Genomic DNA, 19513 nt, shown 5'->3' on the forward strand with positions numbered 1-19513 from the left:
AACACCTTTTGGCGGGGGGGGTGGGGTGACGCCGCCGGGCCGGCGGGGGGGGCGGGGTTGAGCGGGCCCGCCGACCGAGCACCAGACACCGTCGTAAAACAGACCAAGGAAGACATGACTACCCAGGCTTCCGCGCCGCCCAGCACCAAGTCGCAGGCGCTGCGCTCGTACGACGTCGCCGACTTCCCGGCCCTCACCGGCCTGGAGGAGGAGTGGCGTTTCACCCCGCTCAAGCGGCTGCGCGGCCTCGCCGGTGAGCCACAGGCCGCCACCGGCACGGTCCGGCACGAGTACGGCGACCTGCCCGAGGGCGTGGCCGTCGAGCGGATCGGCACCGACGACCCGCGGGTGGGCAGCGTGCTCACCCCGGTCGACCGGGTCAGCGCGCTCGCCTACGGCGGCGCCGGCCAGGCGCTGCTGCTCACGGTGGCCAGCGACGTCGTGGTGGGTGCGCCGGTGAGCCTGCGGGTGGTCGGTGACAGCGCCGAGGGCGTGGCCTTCGGGCACACCTTCGTCGAGGTGGGCCGGTTCGCCGAGATGACCCTGGTGCTGGAGCACGTCGGCTCGGCGACCCTGGCCGACAACGTCGAGGTCTCCGTGGCCGACGGGGCGAAGCTGATCCTGGTCACCGTCGCGGACTGGGCCGACGACGCGGTGCAGGCACAGCACCTCAAGATCAAGCTGGGTCGGGACGCCCGGGTGACGCACGTCCAGGTCAGCCTCGGCGGTGACCTGGTCCGGCAGTACACCTCGGTGGAGTACACCGGCCGCGGCGGCGAGGCCGAGCTGTACGGCGTCTACTTCGCCGACTCCGGCCAGCACCTCGAGCACCGGCAGCTGGTGGACCACAGCGTGCCCGACTGCCGCAGCTACGTCGGTTACCGGGGCGCCCTGCAGGGCGAGGACGCGCACACCGTCTGGGTGGGTGACGTGCTGATCCGGGCCGAGGCGACCGGCACCGACACGTACGAGATCAACCGGAACCTGCTGCTCACCGACGGCGCGCGGGCGGACTCCGTACCCAATCTGGAGATCGAGACCGGCGAGATCGCCGGCGCCGGCCACGCCAGCGCGACCGGCCGCTTCGACGACGAGCAGCTGTTCTACCTGATGGCCCGGGGCATCCCGGAGGGCGAGGCCCGCCGCCTGGTGGTCCGCGGCTTCTTCGCCGAGCTGATCAACAAGATCCCGGTGGAGTCGCTGCGCGAGCGCCTCGGCGACGCGATCGAGGCCCGGCTGGCCAAGGCCGGCGCCTGATGATCCGGATCTGCTCCACCGAGGATGTGCCGAAGGGCACCGCGATCAGCGCGGACGTCGACGGCACCCCGATCGCGCTGGTGCACGGCGAGGACGGCCAGTTCTACGCCGCCTACGACGAGTGCTCGCACGCCTCGGTCGCCCTCTCCGAGGGTGAGGTCGACGGCTGCACGCTCGAGTGCTGGCTGCACGGCTCGCGCTTCGACCTGCGCACCGGGCAGCCCTCCGGGTTGCCGGCCACCGAACCCGTACCCGTCTACCCCGTCGAAGTCCGCGACGGCGACATCTACCTCAGCCTGACGCCGAGTAATGGAGTGACCCGATAATGAGCACCCTGGAGATCCGCGACCTGAAGGTGTCGGTCAAGCTGCCCGAGGGTGAGCTCAAGCCGATCCTGTCGGGCGTCGACCTGACCGTCCGCTCCGGTGAGACCCACGCCATCATGGGCCCGAACGGCTCCGGCAAGTCCACCCTGGCGTACTCGATCGCCGGCCACCCCAAGTACGAGATCACCGGCGGCTCGGTGACCCTCGACGGCGAGGACGTGCTCGCCATGACCGTCGACGAGCGGGCCCGCGCCGGCCTCTTCCTGGCCATGCAGTACCCGGTCGAGGTGCCCGGCGTGTCGGTGGCGAACTTCCTGCGCACCGCGAAGACCGCCATCGACGGCGAGGCGCCGAAGCTGCGTACCTGGGGCGGCGAGCTGCGCGGGGCGATGGAGCGGCTCCAGATGGACCCGGCGTTCGCCCAGCGCAACGTCAACGAGGGCTTCTCCGGCGGTGAGAAGAAGCGGCACGAGATCGTCCAGCTGGAGCTGCTCAAGCCGAAGATCGCGATCCTCGACGAGACCGACTCCGGCCTCGACGTGGACGCGCTGCGGGTCGTCAGCGAGGGTGTCAACCGGGTCCGCGACAACGGCGACACCGGCGTGCTGCTGATCACCCACTACACGCGGATCCTGCGCTACATCAAGCCGGACTTCGTGCACGTCTTCGTGGCCGGCCGGATCGTCGAGCAGGGCGGCCCGGAGCTGGCCGACAAGCTCGAGGCCGAGGGCTACGAGCGGTACGCCGCCGGGGCCGGCACGGCCAAGGCCTGAGCGGGAGAGGCGCTGCCGAGATGACCAGCATCGCGATCCCGACAGGGATGCCGCAGTACGACGACGTGCCGCGTTTCGACGTGGCCCGGGTGCGCGCCGACTTCCCGATCCTGGACCGGGAGGTCAACGGGCACCCGCTGGTCTACCTCGACAGCGCCAACACCTCGCACAAGCCCCGGCAGGTGCTCGACGTGCTCGGGGAGCACTACGCCCTGCACAACGCCAACGTGTCGCGCTCGGTGCACACCCTGGGCACCGAGGCCACCGAGGCGTACGAGGGGGCGCGGGCCAAGGTCGCCGCGTTCCTCAACGCGTCGAGCCCTGACGAGGTGGTGTTCACCAAGAACTCCACCGAGGCGATCAACATCGTGGCGTACGCCTTCTCCAACGCGTCGCTGCGACCCGACGCTGACCCGCGGTTCCGGCTGGGCCCGGGCGACGAGGTGGTGATCTCCGAGATGGAGCACCACTCGAACATCGTCCCGTGGCAGCTGCTCTGCGAGCGGACCGGCGCGACCCTGCGCTGGTTCCCGGTCACCGACAGCGGCCGGCTCGACGAGTCCGGCCTGGACGACCTGGTCACCGAGCGGACGAAGATCGTCTCGCTGGTGCACATGTCGAACATCCTCGGCACGATCAACGCCACGTCCCGGATCACCGCGCGGGTCCGTGAGGTGGGCGCGCTGCTGCTGCTGGACTGCTCGCAGTCGGTGCCGCACCTGCCCATCGACGTGGTCGACCTGGACGCCGACTACATCGTGTTCACCGGGCACAAGATGTGCGGGCCGACCGGCATCGGTGTGCTCTGGGGCCGGGGCGAGCTGCTGGCGGCGATGCCGCCGGTCTTCGGCGGCGGCTCGATGATCGAGACGGTCACCATGGCCAGGTCGACGTTCGCCGCTCCGCCGGCCCGGTTCGAGGCCGGCACCCCGCCGATCGCCGAGGCGGTCGCGCTCGGCGCGGCGGTGGACTACCTCACCGGGGTCGGGATGCCGGCCATCCAGTGGCACGAGAAGGAGCTGACCGCGTACGCGCTGGACACCCTCGGCTCGGTGCGCGACCTGCGGATCTTCGGCCCGACCGTGCCGGTGGGCCGGGGCGGCACCATCTCGTTCGCGCTGGGTGACGTGCACCCGCACGACGTGGGTCAGGTGCTCGACTCGCTCGGCGTGCAGGTGCGGGTGGGCCACCACTGTGCGAAGCCGGTGTGCAGCCGGTTCGGTGTCCCGGCGATGACCCGGGCCTCGTTCTACCTCTACACCACCACCGAGGAGATCGACGCTCTGGTGGCCGGTCTGGAGCAGGTGCGGAAGGTGTTCGACTGATGCAACTCGACCAGCTCTACCAGGAGATCATCCTGGATCACTACAAGCACCCGCACGGGCGTGGCCTGCGCGACGCCGACGACTCGGGCGACCAGGTCGCGGAGGCGCACCACGTCAACCCGACCTGCGGCGACGAGGTCACCGTCCGGGTGGCCACCGACGGCGCCGTGCTGCACGACATCTCGTACGACGGGATGGGGTGCTCGATCAGCCAGGCGTCGGCGAGCGTGCTGCACGAGTTGCTGCGCGGTCGGGTCGCGGGGGAGGCGTTCGTGGTACACGAGGCGTTCGTCGAGTTGATGTCCGGCCGTGGCCAGGTCACGCCGGACGAGGACGTTCTCGGTGACGGGGTGGCTTTCGCGGGCGTGGCCCGCTACCCCGCTCGAGTCAAGTGCGCGCTGCTGCCGTGGATGGCGTTCAAGGACGCCGCGGCACGCGCCGGTGTGGGCGTGAGCCCGGAGGTGAAGGCATGAGCGAGAACACCGCTACCGCAGCGACGCCGGAGGCCGGTGACGCCACCGCGACGCCGCAGGCCGGCGCCGCGACGACCGAAGGTGCCGCGACGCCGGGTGCCGGCGACGCCGCGACCCCTGGTGCCGACGACGCCGCCACGCCGGCGGCTGGCGTCAGCAAGGCCGTGATCGCCGATATCGAGGAGGCGATGAAGGACGTCGTCGACCCGGAGCTCGGCATCAACGTGGTCGACCTGGGCCTGGTGTACGGGGTGCACGTCGACGACGAGAACGTCGCGACCCTGGACATGACGCTCACCTCGGCGGCCTGCCCGTTGACCGACGTGATCGAGGACCAGGCCCGGCAGGCGCTGACCACCGGCCCCGGCGGCGGCCTGGTCAACGACATCCGGATCAACTGGGTGTGGCTCCCGCCGTGGGGGCCGGACAAGATCACCGACGAGGGTCGGGACCAGCTCCGCTCCCTCGGCTTCAACGTCTGAGCCGACTCCGGTCGGCAGCATCGAGCGCGGCGCCCGTCACGGGTGCCGCGCTCGACCCGTTTCCGCACCACCCGCCGGCCGGGCGGCTGGGGCGGAAAATTCGGTGGTGTCCGGTGGGATGGGCGCTACAGGATGAGCGCGTGATTGAGGCGTACCGGATGCAGGTTCCTGTCGGCGCGGCCACCGCCGTACCCCGACAGCGCACGCTCCCCGGTCGCGCCTCGGTCCGGCACCGACGACCGTGACCGGGGCGTTCCTCGCCGGCCTCGTCGCCGGCTACGGCGTCGCCATCCCGGTCGGCGCGATCGCGGTGCTCATCCTGGGGCTCACCGCCCGTACCTCGTTCCGGGTCGGGGCGGCCGGCGCGCTCGGCGTGGCGACCGCCGACGGCCTGTACGCGGCCGTCGCCGCCCTCGCTGGCGCGGCGGTGGCCGGTGTCGTCGCACCGGTGGCCGGCCCGCTGCGGGCGGCGGCCGCCGCGGTGCTGCTCGCGCTCGCCGCGCACGGTGCCTGGCGGGCGCTGCGGCCCGTTCCGGTCACCGCTGCCCGGACCCGTCGCGGTCTGGACACCCCGCTGCGGGCGTTCGGCGGCATTCTCGCGCTGACGCTGCTCAACCCGGCGACGGTGGTCTACTTCGCCGCGCTGGTGCTCGGCCGGGGTGACGCCGCCGATCCCACCCGGTCGACGGCGGCGCTGTTCGTGCTCGGTGCGTTCGTGGCCTCGGCCAGCTGGCAGCTGCTCATCGCCGGCGGTGGCACGTTGGTCGGCCGGGTCCTCACCGGCCCGCGGGGTCGGCGGGCCACCGCCCTCACCTCCAGCGCCATCATCGCCGCCCTGGCCCTGACCACCCTCCTGACCACCTGACCCCGCCCGCCCACGGCCCCCGCACCCCGCACCCTGCGCCCCACCCCCGGTGATCATGAAGTTGGGGTCACGACACGCCGGCATCGATGGCGCTAACTTCATGATCACCGGGGTTTGGCCGGGTGGGGGAACGGGGCGGCCGGGCGGGGCTGCGGGGCGGGGCGGGTGGGAGTGGTGTCGTAGGTTTGGGGGATGTCGAGTCGACCCGCTGCCGGTGGTGGCCGCTGGGTGGAGGTCGATCCCGCCCGTCTCGGCCGTTGGGTCGAGGGCTTCGCCGAGCGGCATGGCCCGCCGGCCGTGACCACCGAGGAGTACGGCCTGCTGCTCACCGGCCCCGACGGCGCTACCGCGGAATTGCACGCCCCACCCGGTGCCGCCGACGACCTGGCCGCCCCGCCGGCGGGCGGGGACCTGCCCGGATTCCTCGCCGCCGCTGTCGCGCCACGCCGCATCGGTCTGCTGCTGGCGCGCAAGAGCGCGGTGGCGGTGGGCGTGGCCGCGGGGGAGGACCTGGTGGTCTCCAAGGTGGACAGTCGCTACGTGCAGGGCCGTACCGCCGCGGGTGGCTGGTCCCAGCACCGCTTCGCCCGTCGGCGTGACAACCAGGCGAAGGCGGCCCTCGGCGAGGCCGTCGAGTTGGCGGTACGCCTGCTGCTGCCGCAGGCCGGCACGCTCGACGCCGTGGTGGCCGGTGGTGACCGGCGCACGGTGGACGGCATCCTCGCCGACCGGCGTCTCGCCCCGCTCGCCGCACTGCGGGCCGACCGGCTGCTCGACGTGCCCGAGCCGCGGCACGCCGTGCTGGTCGCCGCGGTGACCGCCGCCCGGGCGGTGCGCGTCCTGGTCCGCGATCCCGCCCCCGCCGACTGACGGGTGCTGCGGAGAAACCGTTGCAGGGGTAGCGCGTCGGCTGCCTGACGGGGTGCTGCGGGGACACCCGGCGCAGCGGCACCGTCGGCGGCCTGAGCACGCCACGGGCGCCCCGACGGTCGATGCCGGTCGTCGGGGCGCCCTCGTCGGTGCCGCCTCAGAGCTGGTCGGTGGCGAAGGTGTCGCAGACCTTCGGGTCGCCGCGGTCGTAGCCCTGCCGGAACCAGCGCTGCCGCTGCTCGGAGGTGCCGTGGGTGAACTGGTCGGGGTTGATCTGCCCGCCGGAACGCTGCTGGATGGAGTCGTCGCCGATCGCCTCGGCGGCCTGTATGGCCTCGCTGATGTCGCTTGAGGTGATCGACGTGAACAGCGGCTCCTGGCCGGTCTCGTCCTTACTCTCGGTCGCGTGCTTGGCCCACGAACCGGCGTAGCAGTCGGCCTGCAGCTCCAGCCGCACTGAGGCCGAGAGGGGGCCGCTCTGCTCGCCCTGCCCGGCCCGCTCGTTGGTGCCGAGCAGGTTCTGAACGTGGTGGCCGTACTCGTGGGCGAGCACGTACGGCTGGGCGAACTCGCCTTTGGCGCCGAACCGGGAGGCCAGCTCGTCGTAGAAGCTCAGGTCGATGTACACCTGCCGGTCGGCCGGGCAGTAGAAGGGGCCGACGCCCGAGTCGGCCTGCCCGCAGCCGGTGTTCACGGCGGCCTGGAAGAAGTTGGTGTCGGTCGGCTCGTACTTCCCGTTGTCCAGCTCCGGGTACGCCTTCTCCCAGTAGGCCTGGATGCTGTTGACGAAGAGCAGGTTGCGGCAGCGCACGTCGTCGAAGCGTTGGGCGTTCTCGCGTGAGCACAGCTGCTCCAGGTCGGTGCCGCCGGCCTGCCCGCCGCCGTCGTCGCCGTTGGTCATCGCGTTCAGGCCGAACCCGCCGCCGAGCAGGGCGACCAGCACGGCCACCACGATGCCGATCAGCCCGCCCCGACCGCCGCCACCGGGTAGCGGGATGCCGATGCCACCGCCCGCCCCACCGCCCCGGCCACGGTCGTTGACCTGGGAGGTGTCGAGTTCGGCCCGCTCGTTGAGTTCCATGCTGACCCCGATCGCCGTATGCCGGTGATTGTCGTTTGGATGTCGTTCTGTCGCCGAAATGCCGGACAGGGTCCGGACAGCCGTTCCGGTACCCGATGATCTTGATTGGTAATCCGGGAGGGGCGTCCGGGAGCGCCCGGTACACTGGTTGGGTGCTGCGCTGCGAAGGCTGAACCGCCCCGCGCCGTCGGGCCCCTTGAGCCCGCCGGCCGTTTCGCGTGCCCCGAGTCAGCCTTCCAGACCCCGAGAGCGAGCCCGAAGAAATGATCACTGCCACCGGCCTGGAGCTGCGTGCCGGTTCCCGGATCCTGCTGTCCGACACCACCCTGCGAGTGCAGCCCGGTGATCGGATCGGCCTGGTCGGTCGCAACGGCGCCGGCAAGACCACCACGCTGAAGGTGCTCGCCGGCGAGGGGCAGCCGTACGCCGGGCAGATCGACCAGCGCAGCGCCATCGGCTACCTGCCGCAGGACCCACGCACCGGCGACCTGGAGGTGACCGGCCGCGACCGGGTGCTCTCCGCGCGCGGCCTGGACGTGCTGATGTCCCAGATGCAGGAGATCGAGGCCAAGCTCGCCGAGGACGCCGACGAGAAGTTGGTCCGCCGTTACGGCGCGCTGGAGGACCAGTTCGCCGCCCTCGGCGGGTACGCCGCCGAGGCCGAGGCCGCGCGGATCTGCGCCAACCTCGGCCTGCCGGACCGCGCGCTCGCGCAGACCATCGGCACCCTCTCCGGCGGTCAGCGACGGCGCATCGAGCTGGCCCGGATCCTGTTCCGGGACGCCGGCGAGAACGGTGGCGGCATCCTGCTGCTGGATGAGCCGACCAACCACCTCGACGCGGACTCGATCACCTGGCTGCGTGGCTTCCTCGCCAACCACAAGGGCGGCCTGATCGTGATCTCCCACGATGGCGCGCTGCTGGAGTCGGTGGTCAACAAGGTCTGGTTCCTCGACGCCACCCGATCCGTGGTCGACGTGTACAACCTGGGCTGGAAGGCGTACCTGGAGGCGCGCGAGACCGACGAGCGGCGCCGCCGCCGGGAGCGGGCCAACGCGGAGAAGAAGGCCGGCGCCCTGATGGCGCAGGCCGACAAGATGCGGGCCAAGGCCACCAAGACCGTCGCCGCGCAGAACATGGCCCGCCGGGCCGAGAAGCTGATCTCCGGCCTGGAGGAGGTACGGGTCGCCGACCGGGTGGCCAAGGTGCGCTTCCCCAACCCGGCGCCGTGCGGCAAGACCCCGCTCACCGCGACCGGCCTGTCCAAGTCGTACGGCTCGCTGGAGATCTTCACCGACGTCAACGTGGCGGTCGACCGCGGCTCCCGGGTGGCCATCCTGGGGCTCAACGGCGCCGGCAAGACGACCCTGCTGCGGATGCTCGGCGGCCTGTTGACGCCGGACACCGGCGAGGTGCACGCCGGGCACGGGCTGCGGCTTGGCTACTACGCCCAGGAGCACGAGACGCTGGACGTGGAGCGGACGGTGCTGGAGAACATGCGCGCGGCCGCCGTCGAGCAGTCCGACACCGACCTGCGCAAGATTCTCGGCGCGTTCCTCTTCTCCGGCGACGACGTGAACAAGCCGGCCGGGGTGCTCTCCGGCGGCGAGAAGACCCGGCTGGCTCTGTCCACCCTGGTCTGTTCCGGCGCCAACGTGCTGCTGCTCGACGAGCCGACGAACAACCTCGACCCGGTCAGCCGGGAGCAGGTGCTCGACGCGATCGCCAACTACCCCGGCGCGATCGTGCTGGTCACCCACGACTCGGGCGCGGTGCTGGCGCTCAAGCCGGACCGCGCCATCCTGCTGCCGGACGGCGACGAGGACGCCTGGAGCGACGACCTGCTCGAGCTGGTCGAGCTGGCCTGACCGCTCCCGGCCGCTGCATGTAAGGAAGGGCCCCTTCTTATCGCCTCGCGATAAGAAGGGGCCCTTCCTTACACCCGGGTCCTTCTCAGCCGAGCAGGTCGACCAGCCGGCCGAGCACGCCGGAGCTGACCAGGATCACCACCCCGATGCCGACGAAGATCGCCGGCACCAGCCAGTGGCCGGCGCGCTCGACCAGCCGGACGATCCGGGGGTGCCCGCCCAGCCAGGCCGCGACGGCGCACCACAGCGCGATGAGCAGCACGAAGACCAGCAGGAAGACCGCGCTGTCGGCGGGGCCGAGGGCCCGGAACACGGGTACGTAGACGGCCACGTTGTCGGCGCCGTTCGCGATCGTCACCCCGGCCACCCCGAGCGTGGAGGCCACCACGACGGGTTCCTCGTCGCCGTCGCGCTGGACGAGGGCGCGGACCCCGAGCGCGATCGGCAGCAGCCCGAGCAGCCCGGTCCACGGGTCGGGCACCACCAGCAGGCCGGCGGCGACCACCACGCTGGCCAGCGCCAGCGTCCCGATGCCGAGGTACTGCCCGGCCACGATCTGCCGGGACCGCGGTCGGCCGGTGCGGCGGGCGCTGACGAAGAACAGCGTCAGGATGACGATGTCGTCGATGTCGGTGCCGGCGAAGACAACGGCCGCCCCGGCCGCGGTGCCCAACAGGTCGATCACGACCGCAGGGTACGGGTCGTCGACGGGCATCGCCGTATGGCGATGGTGGTACGCCCGGCCGGTGCGTCGGGCCCGATCGCCAGGATCACTCTATCGGGAAGCTGACATTGCATAGCGTGTCGGTTGGCGAAGAGTTGATATCTGGCGCATGATCGTTCGAGGCGGTCTAATAGGTGGGACCGTATCCGAACCGCACAGTCTGGGACGTGAGGACACAGCATGGCAGCCACTGGCACAGCCACCAGCACTGAGAAGGGTCGCCGGATCGTCGGAGCCGAGCGTCAGACGCTCGCCAAGGACCTGGTAAAGCGGTACACCTCGGGGGAGAGCATCCGCGCGCTGGCGGCCTCGACCGGCCGTTCCTACGGGTTCATCCACCGAGTGCTCACCGAGTCCGGGGTGCAGCTGCGCCAGCGCGGCGGTGCCCGGCGCCGCAAGAAGGCGTGACCCGGCCCCCAGCGTCGTCCATCACCGCCGCTCCCCGGCCCGCCCGGTGACCGCCGAGGCGACCGGGGTCCGGCTGTCCTGCGACGGGCCGGTAGCCACGGTGACGTTGTGCCGGCCCGACGTGCTCAACGCCCAGACTCCCGCGATGTGGCGGGCGATGAGCGACTTCTCCCGCGAGCTGCCCGGTGACGTGCGGGTGGTGGTGGTCCGGGGCGAGGGGCGTGCGTTCTCCGCCGGTCTCGACCTTTCCGTGGCCGGCGCTTCCGGTCCGGGGTCCTTCGCCGAGCTGGCCACGTTGCCCGAGCAGGAGTGCGCGGACCGGATAGCCGAGTTCCAGGCCGGCTTCACGTGGCTGCACCGGCCGGATGTCATCTCTGTCGCCGCAGTGCAGGGTCACGCGATCGGTGCCGGGTTCCAGCTCGCGCTCGCCTGTGATCTGCGGGTCCTGGCCACCGACGCGAGGTTGTCGATGGCCGAGGTGACCCTCGGTCTGGTGCCCGACCTTGCCGGCACGAAGCGGCTCGTCGAGGTGGTCGGCTATGCCCGGGCGCTGGAGATCTGCGCGACCGGGCGTCGGCTGGACGCCGCCGAGGCGGACCGGATCGGGCTGGCCACCCTGGTCGTGCCGCCCGCCGAGTTGGACGGCGCGGTCCGCGACCTGACCGCCGGCCTGCTCGCCGGCGCCCGCGACGCGGTGGTGGAGATCAAGGCGTTGCTCGCCGGGGCGGCCGGGCGGTCGCACGCCGACCAGCAGCGCGCCGAGCGGGAGGCGCAGACCCGCCGGCTGCGCGACCTCGCCGGACAGGGAGAATAGTAAGGACCGTACGGGAAGATCCGGGTTACGACCGAGGTTGTCACAGTCGTCGGGAGAATTGACCTGACGATACGGTCCGCCCGACGACCCGGAGGTGAGCGGTGTCCAGCCCGATGTCCGGCGGTGGTATGGCGGGATGGAGCATGCTCCGGTCGATGCGTAACCGGGACGAGGTCTCCACCCACCGGCTGAAGCACGGGGTGGCCCGGCGGATCGTCGCCTTCGCCCAGCCCTACCGGCGCGACATCGTGGTGTTCCTCGCCACCGTGGTGCTGGCCGCCATCATCGGCGTGGCCACCCCGGTGCTCGCCGGCGACGTGATCAACGCGATCAACCGGGGCGGCACCGAGGCCGGCCGGCTGGTGGTCAAGCTGGCCCTGTTCATTGCCGCGCTGGCGGTCGCCGACGCGCTGCTCTCGTTGGCCCAGCGCTGGTATTCCGCCCGGATCGGTGAGGGCATCATCCTCGACCTGCGCACCCGGGTCTACGACCACGTGCAGCGGATGCCGTTGCAGTTCTTCACCCGCACCCAGACCGGCGCCCTGGTCAGCCGGCTCAACAACGACGTGCTCGGCGCCCAGCGGGCGTTCACCTCCACCCTGTCCGGGGTGGTCAGCAACGTCATCCAGCTGGTGCTCACCGCCGCGGTGATGTTCACCCTCTCCTGGCAGATCACCGCGCTCTCGCTGGTGCTGCTGCCAATCTTCATCATTCCGGCCCGCCGGGTCGGCCGGCGGCTGGCCGACATCACCCGCGAGGCGTACAACCTCGACGCCAAGATGAACGCGACCATGACCGAGCGGTTCGGGGTGGCCGGCGCGCTCTTGGTGAAGCTCTTCGGCCAGCCCGAGATCGAGGCCCGCCGGTTCGCCGGCCGGGCCGAGCGGGTGCGCGACATCGGCGTCCAGTCCGCCATGTACTCGCGGACGTTCTTCGTGGCGATGCTGCTGGTCGCCTCGCTGGCCCAGGCGCTCACCTACGGCCTCGGCGGCTGGCTCGCGGTGACCGGCGGTGTCAGCGCGGGCACCGTGGTGACCCTCGCGCTGCTGCTCACCCGCCTGTACGGCCCGCTCACCGCGCTCTCCAACGTCCGGGTGGACGTGATGAGCGCGCTGGTCTCCTTCGACCGGGTCTTCGAGGTGCTCGACCTGAAGCCGGGCATCGTGGAGAAGCCCGACGCGGTGCCGGTGCCGCGGGGCACCGGCCGGGTCGACTTCCGTGACGTGCGGTTCCGCTACCCGAGCGCCGCCGAGATCTCCCTCGCCTCCCTGGAGGAGGTCGCCACGCTCGACCGGACCGTCAACGAGCCGGTGCTCAAGGGTGTCTCGTTCAGCGTCGAGCCGGGGCAGGTGGTCGCCCTGGTCGGCCCGTCCGGCGCCGGCAAGTCGACGCTGTCCATGCTGATCTCCCGGATCTACGACGTCACCGACGGGCAGGTGCTGGTCGGCGGGGTGGACGTGCGCGACGCGACGCTCGCCTCCCTGCGCGACGAGATCGGCGTCGTGACCCAGGATTCGCACCTGTTCCACGAGACGATCGCCGAGAACCTGCGCTACGCCAAGCCGGAGGCCACCGACGACGAGATCTGGGCCGCGCTGGCCGGCGCCCAGGTCGCCGACCTGGTCCGGTCGCTGCCCGACGGGCTGGACACCACCGTGGGGGAGCGCGGCTACCGGTTCTCCGGTGGCGAGAAGCAGCGCATCGCCATCGCCCGACTGCTGCTCAAGGCCCCGTCGATCGTGATCCTCGACGAGGCGACGGCACACCTGGATTCGGAGAGCGAGGCGGCGGTGCAGCGGGCGCTGTCGGTGGCGCTGGCCGGGCGGACCGCACTGGTGATCGCGCACCGGCTCTCCACCGTCCGCGACGCCGACCAGATCCTGGTCCTGGACGGCGGGCGGATCGTCGAGCGCGGTCGGCACGAGGAGCTGGTCGCGGTCGGCGGGCTCTACGCCGAGCTGTACCGGACCCAGTTCGCGGTCGCCGACTCGCCGACCCCGTACGTGGACGCGACCGACCCCGAGCCGGTGATCATGCCGCTGGGCACCTACGTCGCCGACGAGGCGCTGCCGCCCGCCGCGGCGAACTGACCAACCGGGCGGCGCACCGGCTCAGCCCGGGCGGCGGTCCGGCAGGCCGGTCGCCAGGCGCAACTCGGCGAACGCGGCGCCCAGGGTCGCCGGCGTGAAGTGCGCGTTCAGCCCGCTCGGGTTGGGCAGTACCCACAGCCGCGCCCCGGCCAGCGACTCCGGCTGCGGCCCGAAGGTGGCCTTCGGCCGGCCGAACCCGATCCGGTACGCCGTCACACCCACCACCGCCACCCAGCGCGGCCGGTACCGGGCCACCGTGGCGGTGAGCAGCCGGGCACCGTCGAGCAGCTCCTCGGTGGTCAGCTCGTCGGCGCGGGCGCTGGCCCGGGCGGCCATGTTGGTGATACCGAGGCCGAGGGCGGGCAGCTCGTCCTGCTCGCTCGGGTGCAGCAGCCGAGGGGTGAATCCTCCCCGGTGCAGCGCCGGCCAGAACCGGTTGCCGGGCCGGGCGAAGTGCCAACCGGTCGCGGCCGACCACAGGCCCGGGTTGATGCCGACGAAGAGCACCGCCAACCCTGGCGCGAGCACGTCGGGGATGGTCCGGTCCGCGGCGGCGGCCAGCTCGGCCCGGGTCGGCCTGGGGTGCCCGGCGGCGTCGGTGGCTCGCCGGACGGGGCTGGGCGTCACAGCCCGCGCAGCGCGCCACCGTCGACCGGCACGGTGACGCCGGTCAGGTAGCTCGCGGCGGGGGAGAGCACGAACGCGGCGACGCGACCGAACTCGGCCGGGTCACCGATGCGGCGTAGCGGGATGGCGGCCTCCGCCTCGGCGCGGGCCCGCTCCGGGTCGCCGGTGGCGGCGAACAGCTCCCGGTTGCGGTCGGTCAGGATCCGGCCGGGCAGCAGGCCGACCACCCGCACGCCACGCGGACCGTAGTCGTCCGCGATGTCCTTGGCGACCCCCACCAGACCGGGCCGCAGGCCGTTCGAGATGCCCAGGCCGGGCACCGGGCCGCGGGCCGAGGTGGAGAGCACCAGCCCGATCGCGCCGCCCTCGGGCAGCGCGTCGGCGACCGTGCGTACCGCGCGGACGGTGCCCAGGAAGACGGTCTCGAAGGACTGCCGCCACTGCTCGTCGCTGACCGACGCGGCCTTGCCCGCGGGCGGGCCACCCACCGAGATCAGTGCGCCGTCGAGCCGTCCGAAGTGCTCCCTCGCCGCCGCTACGAGCTGCCCAGGGGTCTCCGGGTCGGCGAGATCCGCGGCCAGGCCGACCGCCCGCTCCGGCCCGCCCAGCCGTTCGGCGGCGGCGGCCACCGCGCCGGCGTCCCGGGCGGAGAGCACCACGCGGGCCCCGTCGGCCACCAGGCACTGCGCCGTGGCGTAACCCAGGCCACGGGAGGCGCCGGTGAGCACGTACACCCGGTCGGTCAGTCCGAGATCCATGCCGCCGATCCTGCCGCATCCGGTACGCCGTCGCCACCAGCGGACCGCGCCGCCGGTGGACGCGGGGCGGGGCGCAGCAGGCGTACCCGGCCGGCGATCTGCACCGCGACGGCCCCGCCGGCGCGGGCCACCGCCGGCAGCCGACGCGGACGCGGCGCGGAGCGCCCGTCGTAGCGCAGGCGCGACTCCCGGACGACCAGCTCCTCAACGCCCGCCGGCGGCAGCGCGCCCTGCTCGCGTAGTGCCCGGGCCAGGTCCCAGCCGTCGCGCAGCGACCCGACGGTGGGGCGGTTGGCGGCCCAGCCGGCGAACGTCGATGGCCAGCCGGCGCCGAGACCGGCGGCGAGCAGCGGCCAGTGCCGGGCCACCTCGCCGGCCCGCTTGCGCAGCAGCGCCGCCCGGGTGGCGGCCAACGGCGCCGGTGCGAACCCGGCCGGCGGCGGCCCTCCGGCGACCAGCGCAGCGACCAGCTCCGCCTGCCGTTGGGCGAGCCCGCCGGCGGGCAGCGGACCGTTGCCGGCGGGCGGTGACGCGCCGGTCATGTCACGGGCGGGAAGTTCGCGGCAGCGGCCAGGGCGTCCAGCTCGGCGCGGAGCTGGGCCGCCGGCGGGTAGTCACCGTCGCGCTCCAGCAGCAGCGCCGGCGGTCGCCGCCGGGCGCAGAGCGCGCCGACCAGCTCCAGCACCGCCGGCGGCACCGGGTCGGTGTGCGTGTCGTGGTAGAAGCCACTGTGCTCTGCGCCCCCGGCCACGTGCACGTATCCGACCCGGTCCAGGGGCAGCCGGTCCAGCAGCGCGAGCGGGTCGGTGCCCCGGTTGCGGGCGTTGGCGTGCAGGTTCGCCACGTCCAGCAACAGCAGCGCCCCGGTCCGGTCCAGGATCTCGGTGAGGAAGTCCGCCTCGTCCAGCTCGTCGTCGGGCCAGTCGACCAGCGCGGCGATCGGTTCCAGCGCGATGGGCACCGGCAGGTCGGCCTGTGCCCGCGCGACGTTGGCGCAGACCGCGTCGACCGCCTCCCGGCTGCGCGGCAGCGGCAGGAGGTGCCCGGCCTCCAGGCCGCCGGCCCGGACGAAGGCGATGTGCTCGCTGACCAGCGGGGCGTCTACCCGCTGGGCCACCGCGGCCAGGTGGGCGACCCGGGCCGGTTCGACCGGCTCGGCGCCGCCGAGGGAGAGCCGCACCCCGTGCGGTACGACGGTCACCGCGCGCTCGCGCAGCTGTGCCAGGCCCGGCGGGAGCGGCCCGGTCGCCGGCACCGACTCGGCCACCACCTCGACGAAGCGCAGGCCGGGCAGCTCGGCCACGAAGCCGGCGATCTCCGGGCGCCAGCCGATGCCCACGCCGTACGGGCCGGTCATCCGCCGCAGCCCCCGCCGCCGCATCCACCGCCACCGCCGCACGAGCTGCCGCCACTGCACGAGCTGCCCCCGCCGTCGCCCGACGCACCGCCGCTGGAGCCCGACCAGCCGCTGCCGGACGCCGCCTGGCGCTGGATCTCGGCCTGCTCGGCGAAGCCCGGGTCGAGGGCCCACAGTGACACGGTGCCGTACAACGCCACGCCCATCGCCGCGCCCGCCGCACCATAGGTGGCGAACGCGGGGGACGAGGCGGGGGCCAGGTGGGTGTGCTGGCGACGTACGTCGCGCAACGCGGCCCGACCGGCGCGGGTGCGCCGGGGCACCCGGCGCAGCAGCAGGGCGGCGACGAGGACCGGGATCAGGACGAGCATCAGGTAACCCACCGGGCGGTCGTTGAACAGGCCGGAGACCAGCCGGAACACGCCGAGACCCAGCAGGGCGAACACGAACCCCGCCCAGCGGCGGGCCGTGTCGTACTGCGCCCTGCTGCGCAGCAGGCCGCGTTGCTCGAGGCCGGCCTGGAGCTGGTCGAGCGCCTCGCGGACCCGCCGGTCCTGCGGCAGGTCCGTGGCCCGGGCCCGCTGGTGGGCGGCCCAGTGGATGGCCTGGTCCAGCGGTGTCAGCCCGGACGGCGTCGGACCGGTGGTGACCAGTCGGCGGTCCGGGCCGACGCCGATCGCGCCGCTGCCGCGCAACCCGCCGAGCGCGGCGTGCACGGCGAGCCGGGGTCCACCGTTGAGGTACGCGACCTGCTGCGGGCCGAGCGGACCGGCCGGGGCGTCCACCGATCCGGCCGCGAGGCGGACCCGGTGGAACACCGCGAGCGCCACCGTCACGGCGGTCGCCACGAGGTAGAGCCGGAGGAAGGTCGGGCCGGGGATGCCCCAGGTGTCGCCCGACGCGGCGTAGACGATCATCGGCTGCTCCTGTCGCCGGAGGTGTCGGCGGCCTCATTGTGGAGCAGCGCCGCCACGGTCGGCGGCCCGGTGTCCGGGTGGGACGCTCAGCGGCGGCGGGACCGCTCAGCGGCGGCGGACCGCCTCCTCGACCAGGTCGAGCACGGGGCCCAGGTCGCCGGCCGGTCGGCCCATCGCCAGGTGCAGCACCAGGCCGTCGTAGGCCAGCTCCAGGAACTGGGCCAGCACGTCGATCGGCACGTCCTCGCGCAGAACCCCGGCGTCACGCTGGCGGGCCAACCGGTCCCGGGTCGCCTCGGCGATCGCCGCGGACCGCTCCGCCCAGCGCCGGGCGAAAGCCGGGTCGGTGCGCAGCCGACGGGAGACCTCAAGCTGGCTCCCGAGCCAGCCGGTGGTGTCGGGGGAGACGGCACCGGCCAGCAGGTCGCGCATCACCTGCACCAGACCGTTGCGGGCCACCGTCTCGACCATCGCCGCGGCGTCATCCTCGGCGACCGCGAGGAAGAGCGAGTCCTTGTCCCGGAAGTGGTGGAAGATGGCACCCCGGGAGAGCCCGGTGGCCTCCTCGAGGCGGCGTACGGTCGCCCCCTCGTAACCGTGCCGGGCGAAACAAGCCCGCGCGGCGGCGAGGATCTCCTGCCGGCGCGCGTCGAGCTGGTCCTGGCTTACTCTGGGCACGCGTCGATCGTCGCAGGTCACCCCACGTCACGCAAACCGTACGTACGGCTTGGTATATCGCCCGAGCCGGCACCGCTACCATCGCCCCGTGACCCCGCCCCGCACCCCCGCCGCCCCGCTGACCGTGGCCACCGTCCAGGCGACGCCGACACCCGGCGATGTCGCCGGCAACGCGGTCGCCGCCGCCGACCTGGTCCGTCGGGCCGGTGGGCAGGGCGCCCGGGTGGCCGTCCTGCCGGAGCTGTACCTCTGCGCGTACCACCCGCCGACCCTCGCCGCCGACCCGGCCGGCACCGACGTCACGGCCGATCCGGCCGGGGCCGTCGCCGACCCCCGGCTCGATCCGCTGCGCGCGGCGGCGCGCGAGGCCGGCGTCACCGTGGTGGTCGGCGCCGCAGTCCGGCACCCGGACGGCCGGCGGACCATCGCCGCGCTGGTGGTCGACCGGGCCGGCGCGGTCCGCGTCGGGTACGACAAGCAGCAGCTGTGGGGTGGCGAGCGCGACCTGTTCAGCCCCGGTGCGCGGGGTGCCACGCTGCTCGTCGACGACTGGCGGCTCGGGCTGGGCATCTGCTACGACGGCTGCTTCCCGGAGCACGGCCGCGCCGCCGCCCTCGACGGCGCGCACGGTTACCTGTGCCCCAGCGGCTACCTGGCCGGCTCCGAGCACCGCCGGGACCTGTACTACGCCGCTCGCGCCCTGGACAACACCATGTTCGTGGTCTTCGCCAACGCGGTCGGGGGCGCGGACCCGTGGCGCTTCAACGGCGGCGCGGCGATCTACGACCCGCAGGGGCGGGTGCTGGCCCGGGGCGCCGACGAGGGCACGGCGGTGCTGGTGGCGACACTGGACCCGGCCGCGCTCGCCGCCACCCGGGCGGCCCATTCGATGCTCGCCGATCGGCTGCCGGACCAGGGCGGCCAGCGGGTGTCGATGTCCGGTTGAGCCCCCCGTCAGGTCGACACCCGCCGGCCCTGTTGGCGGACACGTCGGTCCCGTAGGGTGCCCGAGTGCCACTGCTCCTGCTGGACCTGGACAACACCCTGCTGGATCGGGCCGGGCCGTTCCGCCGCTGGGGTGTGCGCTTCCTGGACGGCATCGGCGCGCCCCCCACCGACATCGACTGGCTGATCTCGATCGACGCCGACGGGTTGACCGACCGCTGGGACCTGGCCGACGCCATCCGGGACCGCTACGAGCTGCGCATCCCCTCGATCGACCTGGTGGAGGAGCTGCACGACGGGGTGGTGGCGCAGACCCGCCTCGATCCGCTGACCGCCTGCGCCCTGCGGATCGCCGACGACGCCGGCTGGGTGCCGGTGGTGGTCTGCAACGGCACGGTACGCGTGGAGGACGCCAAGATCCGCCAGACCGGCCTGGACCGCTACGTGGCCGACTGGGTGATCTCCGAGGAGGCCGGGGTCAGCAAGCCGAACCCGCGGATCTTCGCGCTCGCCGCGCAGCGGGTCCGGATGCCGCTACGCGGCGCCTGGGTGGTCGGCGACAGCCCGGAGGCGGACATCGGCGGCGCTGCCGCGGTCGGGCTGCCCAGCGTCTGGCTGCACCGGGGGCGTACCTGGTCGGACACCCGGTTCGCGCCGAGCCGATCGGTGGACGGGCTGATCGCCGCGGTCGCCACCGTGCTCGGCGGCTGACGGGCCGCCCCGCGCGCGTCGCCGCCGCTCGGGCTCGGGCCGCTCGGGGCGGCGTTTTCGTAATTCGGTTGACCGGCTGCTGGGCGACGGCGAACATGGTCGACGCATCGTGCACCCGGGCGTACACCCGGTCGAGGAGAGGGGGTCGGTCATGGCCGTCTTCG

At 73.1% G+C, this 19513-nt stretch carries 22 protein-coding genes; 14 read left to right on the forward strand and 8 right to left on the reverse strand.

Annotated elements, in window-relative coordinates:
* Window positions 1–114: 114 nt before the first annotated feature.
* The 8 genes from sufD to KBX63_RS30640 all read left to right on the forward strand — a co-directional run bounded on the left by sufD (window position 115) and on the right by KBX63_RS30640 (window position 6371).
* A complete protein-coding gene (gene sufD / locus KBX63_RS30605; RefSeq protein ID WP_210917275.1) occupies window positions 115–1257 on the forward strand; it encodes a Fe-S cluster assembly protein SufD in 1143 nt (380 codons plus the stop codon).
* Window positions 1257–1583, forward strand: coding sequence for a non-heme iron oxygenase ferredoxin subunit (locus KBX63_RS30610; RefSeq protein WP_074312767.1), 327 nt, complete (start codon window positions 1257–1259; stop codon window positions 1581–1583). The genes sufD and KBX63_RS30610 overlap by 1 nt, the downstream gene beginning before the upstream one ends.
* The gene (gene sufC / locus KBX63_RS30615; RefSeq protein ID WP_121653027.1) at window positions 1583–2356 is read left to right on the forward strand and encodes a Fe-S cluster assembly ATPase SufC; all 774 of its coding nucleotides are present in this window, start codon (window positions 1583–1585) and stop codon (window positions 2354–2356) included. Before KBX63_RS30610 ends, sufC begins: the two co-directional genes overlap by 1 nt.
* A 20-nt stretch (window positions 2357–2376) precedes the next feature.
* Complete coding sequence (locus KBX63_RS30620) at window positions 2377–3681, forward strand: cysteine desulfurase (protein ID WP_210917277.1); 1305 nt, start codon at window positions 2377–2379, stop codon at window positions 3679–3681.
* On the forward strand, window positions 3681–4154 hold the full coding sequence (gene sufU / locus KBX63_RS30625; RefSeq protein ID WP_210917280.1) for a Fe-S cluster assembly sulfur transfer protein SufU: 474 nt from the start codon (window positions 3681–3683) through the stop codon (window positions 4152–4154). The genes KBX63_RS30620 and sufU overlap by 1 nt, the downstream gene beginning before the upstream one ends.
* Window positions 4151–4636 (forward strand): metal-sulfur cluster assembly factor, encoded by a 486-nt coding sequence (locus tag KBX63_RS30630; protein ID WP_210917282.1) that lies wholly within the window; start codon window positions 4151–4153, stop codon window positions 4634–4636. Before sufU ends, KBX63_RS30630 begins: the two co-directional genes overlap by 4 nt.
* Window positions 4637–4877: 241 nt before the next feature.
* On the forward strand, window positions 4878–5501 hold the full coding sequence (locus tag KBX63_RS30635) for a LysE family transporter (RefSeq protein WP_210917285.1): 624 nt from the start codon (window positions 4878–4880) through the stop codon (window positions 5499–5501).
* A gap of 192 nt (window positions 5502–5693) precedes the next feature.
* On the forward strand, window positions 5694–6371 hold the full coding sequence (locus tag KBX63_RS30640) for an acVLRF1 family peptidyl-tRNA hydrolase (protein WP_210917288.1): 678 nt from the start codon (window positions 5694–5696) through the stop codon (window positions 6369–6371).
* Window positions 6372–6528: 157 nt separating this feature from the next.
* Here the strand turns inward: KBX63_RS30640 and KBX63_RS30645 are convergent, their stop codons facing one another.
* Window positions 6529–7452: a neutral zinc metallopeptidase gene (locus KBX63_RS30645; protein ID WP_210917290.1), complete on the reverse strand. Its 924-nt coding sequence runs from the start codon at window positions 7450–7452 to the stop codon at window positions 6529–6531.
* Window positions 7453–7715: 263 nt separating this feature from the next.
* Here KBX63_RS30645 and KBX63_RS30650 point away from each other — a divergent pair, with 263 nt between their 5' ends.
* Window positions 7716–9320 (forward strand): ABC-F family ATP-binding cassette domain-containing protein, encoded by a 1605-nt coding sequence (locus tag KBX63_RS30650; RefSeq protein ID WP_210917292.1) that lies wholly within the window; start codon window positions 7716–7718, stop codon window positions 9318–9320.
* An 85-nt stretch (window positions 9321–9405) separates the two neighbouring features.
* Here KBX63_RS30650 and KBX63_RS30655 read toward each other — a convergent pair whose 3' ends face one another.
* On the reverse strand, window positions 9406–10005 hold the full coding sequence (locus KBX63_RS30655; protein ID WP_307871893.1) for a cadmium resistance transporter: 600 nt from the start codon (window positions 10003–10005) through the stop codon (window positions 9406–9408).
* A gap of 219 nt (window positions 10006–10224) precedes the next feature.
* On the opposite strand from KBX63_RS30655, the gene KBX63_RS30660 reads away from it, so the two are divergent.
* The 3 genes from KBX63_RS30660 (at window position 10225) to KBX63_RS30670 (ending at window position 13356) form a co-directional block, all read left to right on the forward strand.
* Window positions 10225–10452 (forward strand): helix-turn-helix domain-containing protein, encoded by a 228-nt coding sequence (locus tag KBX63_RS30660; RefSeq protein WP_007462679.1) that lies wholly within the window; start codon window positions 10225–10227, stop codon window positions 10450–10452.
* Window positions 10453–10498: 46 nt separating this feature from the next.
* Complete coding sequence (locus KBX63_RS30665; protein WP_210917297.1) at window positions 10499–11266, forward strand: enoyl-CoA hydratase/isomerase family protein; 768 nt, start codon at window positions 10499–10501, stop codon at window positions 11264–11266.
* A 113-nt stretch (window positions 11267–11379) separates the two neighbouring features.
* Complete coding sequence (locus tag KBX63_RS30670) at window positions 11380–13356, forward strand: ABC transporter ATP-binding protein (protein ID WP_210917350.1); 1977 nt, start codon at window positions 11380–11382, stop codon at window positions 13354–13356.
* Window positions 13357–13377: 21 nt separating this feature from the next.
* Here KBX63_RS30670 and mug read toward each other — a convergent pair whose 3' ends face one another.
* The 6 genes from mug to KBX63_RS30700 form a co-directional block, all read right to left on the reverse strand.
* A complete protein-coding gene (gene mug, locus KBX63_RS30675; protein WP_210917299.1) occupies window positions 13378–13983 on the reverse strand; it encodes a G/U mismatch-specific DNA glycosylase in 606 nt (201 codons plus the stop codon).
* Window positions 13980–14741, reverse strand: a complete 762-nt coding sequence (locus KBX63_RS30680) for an SDR family oxidoreductase (RefSeq protein WP_210917301.1) — start codon at window positions 14739–14741, stop codon at window positions 13980–13982. Before KBX63_RS30680 ends, mug begins: the two co-directional genes overlap by 4 nt.
* Window positions 14726–15283 (reverse strand): hypothetical protein, encoded by a 558-nt coding sequence (locus KBX63_RS30685; RefSeq protein ID WP_247663682.1) that lies wholly within the window; start codon window positions 15281–15283, stop codon window positions 14726–14728. The genes KBX63_RS30680 and KBX63_RS30685 overlap by 16 nt, the downstream gene beginning before the upstream one ends.
* Window positions 15280–16098, reverse strand: a complete 819-nt coding sequence (locus KBX63_RS30690; RefSeq protein WP_210917353.1) for a DUF692 domain-containing protein — start codon at window positions 16096–16098, stop codon at window positions 15280–15282. Before KBX63_RS30690 ends, KBX63_RS30685 begins: the two co-directional genes overlap by 4 nt.
* Entirely contained in the window at window positions 16095–17015 is a 921-nt protein-coding gene (locus KBX63_RS30695; protein ID WP_210917303.1) for a TIGR04222 domain-containing membrane protein, read from the reverse strand. The genes KBX63_RS30690 and KBX63_RS30695 overlap by 4 nt, the downstream gene beginning before the upstream one ends.
* A 105-nt stretch (window positions 17016–17120) precedes the next feature.
* Window positions 17121–17693 carry a TetR/AcrR family transcriptional regulator gene (locus tag KBX63_RS30700; protein ID WP_210917305.1) on the reverse strand — a complete coding sequence of 191 codons (573 nt, stop codon included), beginning with the start codon at window positions 17691–17693 and terminating at the stop codon, window positions 17121–17123.
* Window positions 17694–17781: 88 nt separating this feature from the next.
* On the opposite strand from KBX63_RS30700, the gene KBX63_RS30705 reads away from it, so the two are divergent.
* Window positions 17782–18639, forward strand: coding sequence for a carbon-nitrogen hydrolase family protein (locus KBX63_RS30705; RefSeq protein ID WP_210917308.1), 858 nt, complete (start codon window positions 17782–17784; stop codon window positions 18637–18639).
* 65 nt (window positions 18640–18704) lie between these two features.
* On the forward strand, window positions 18705–19349 hold the full coding sequence (locus KBX63_RS30710; RefSeq protein ID WP_210917311.1) for an HAD family hydrolase: 645 nt from the start codon (window positions 18705–18707) through the stop codon (window positions 19347–19349).
* The last annotated feature ends 164 nt before the right edge of the window (window positions 19350–19513 follow it).

It is taken from the genome of Micromonospora sp. U21 (assembly GCF_018070045.1).
Lineage (GTDB): Bacteria > Actinomycetota > Actinomycetes > Mycobacteriales > Micromonosporaceae > Micromonospora.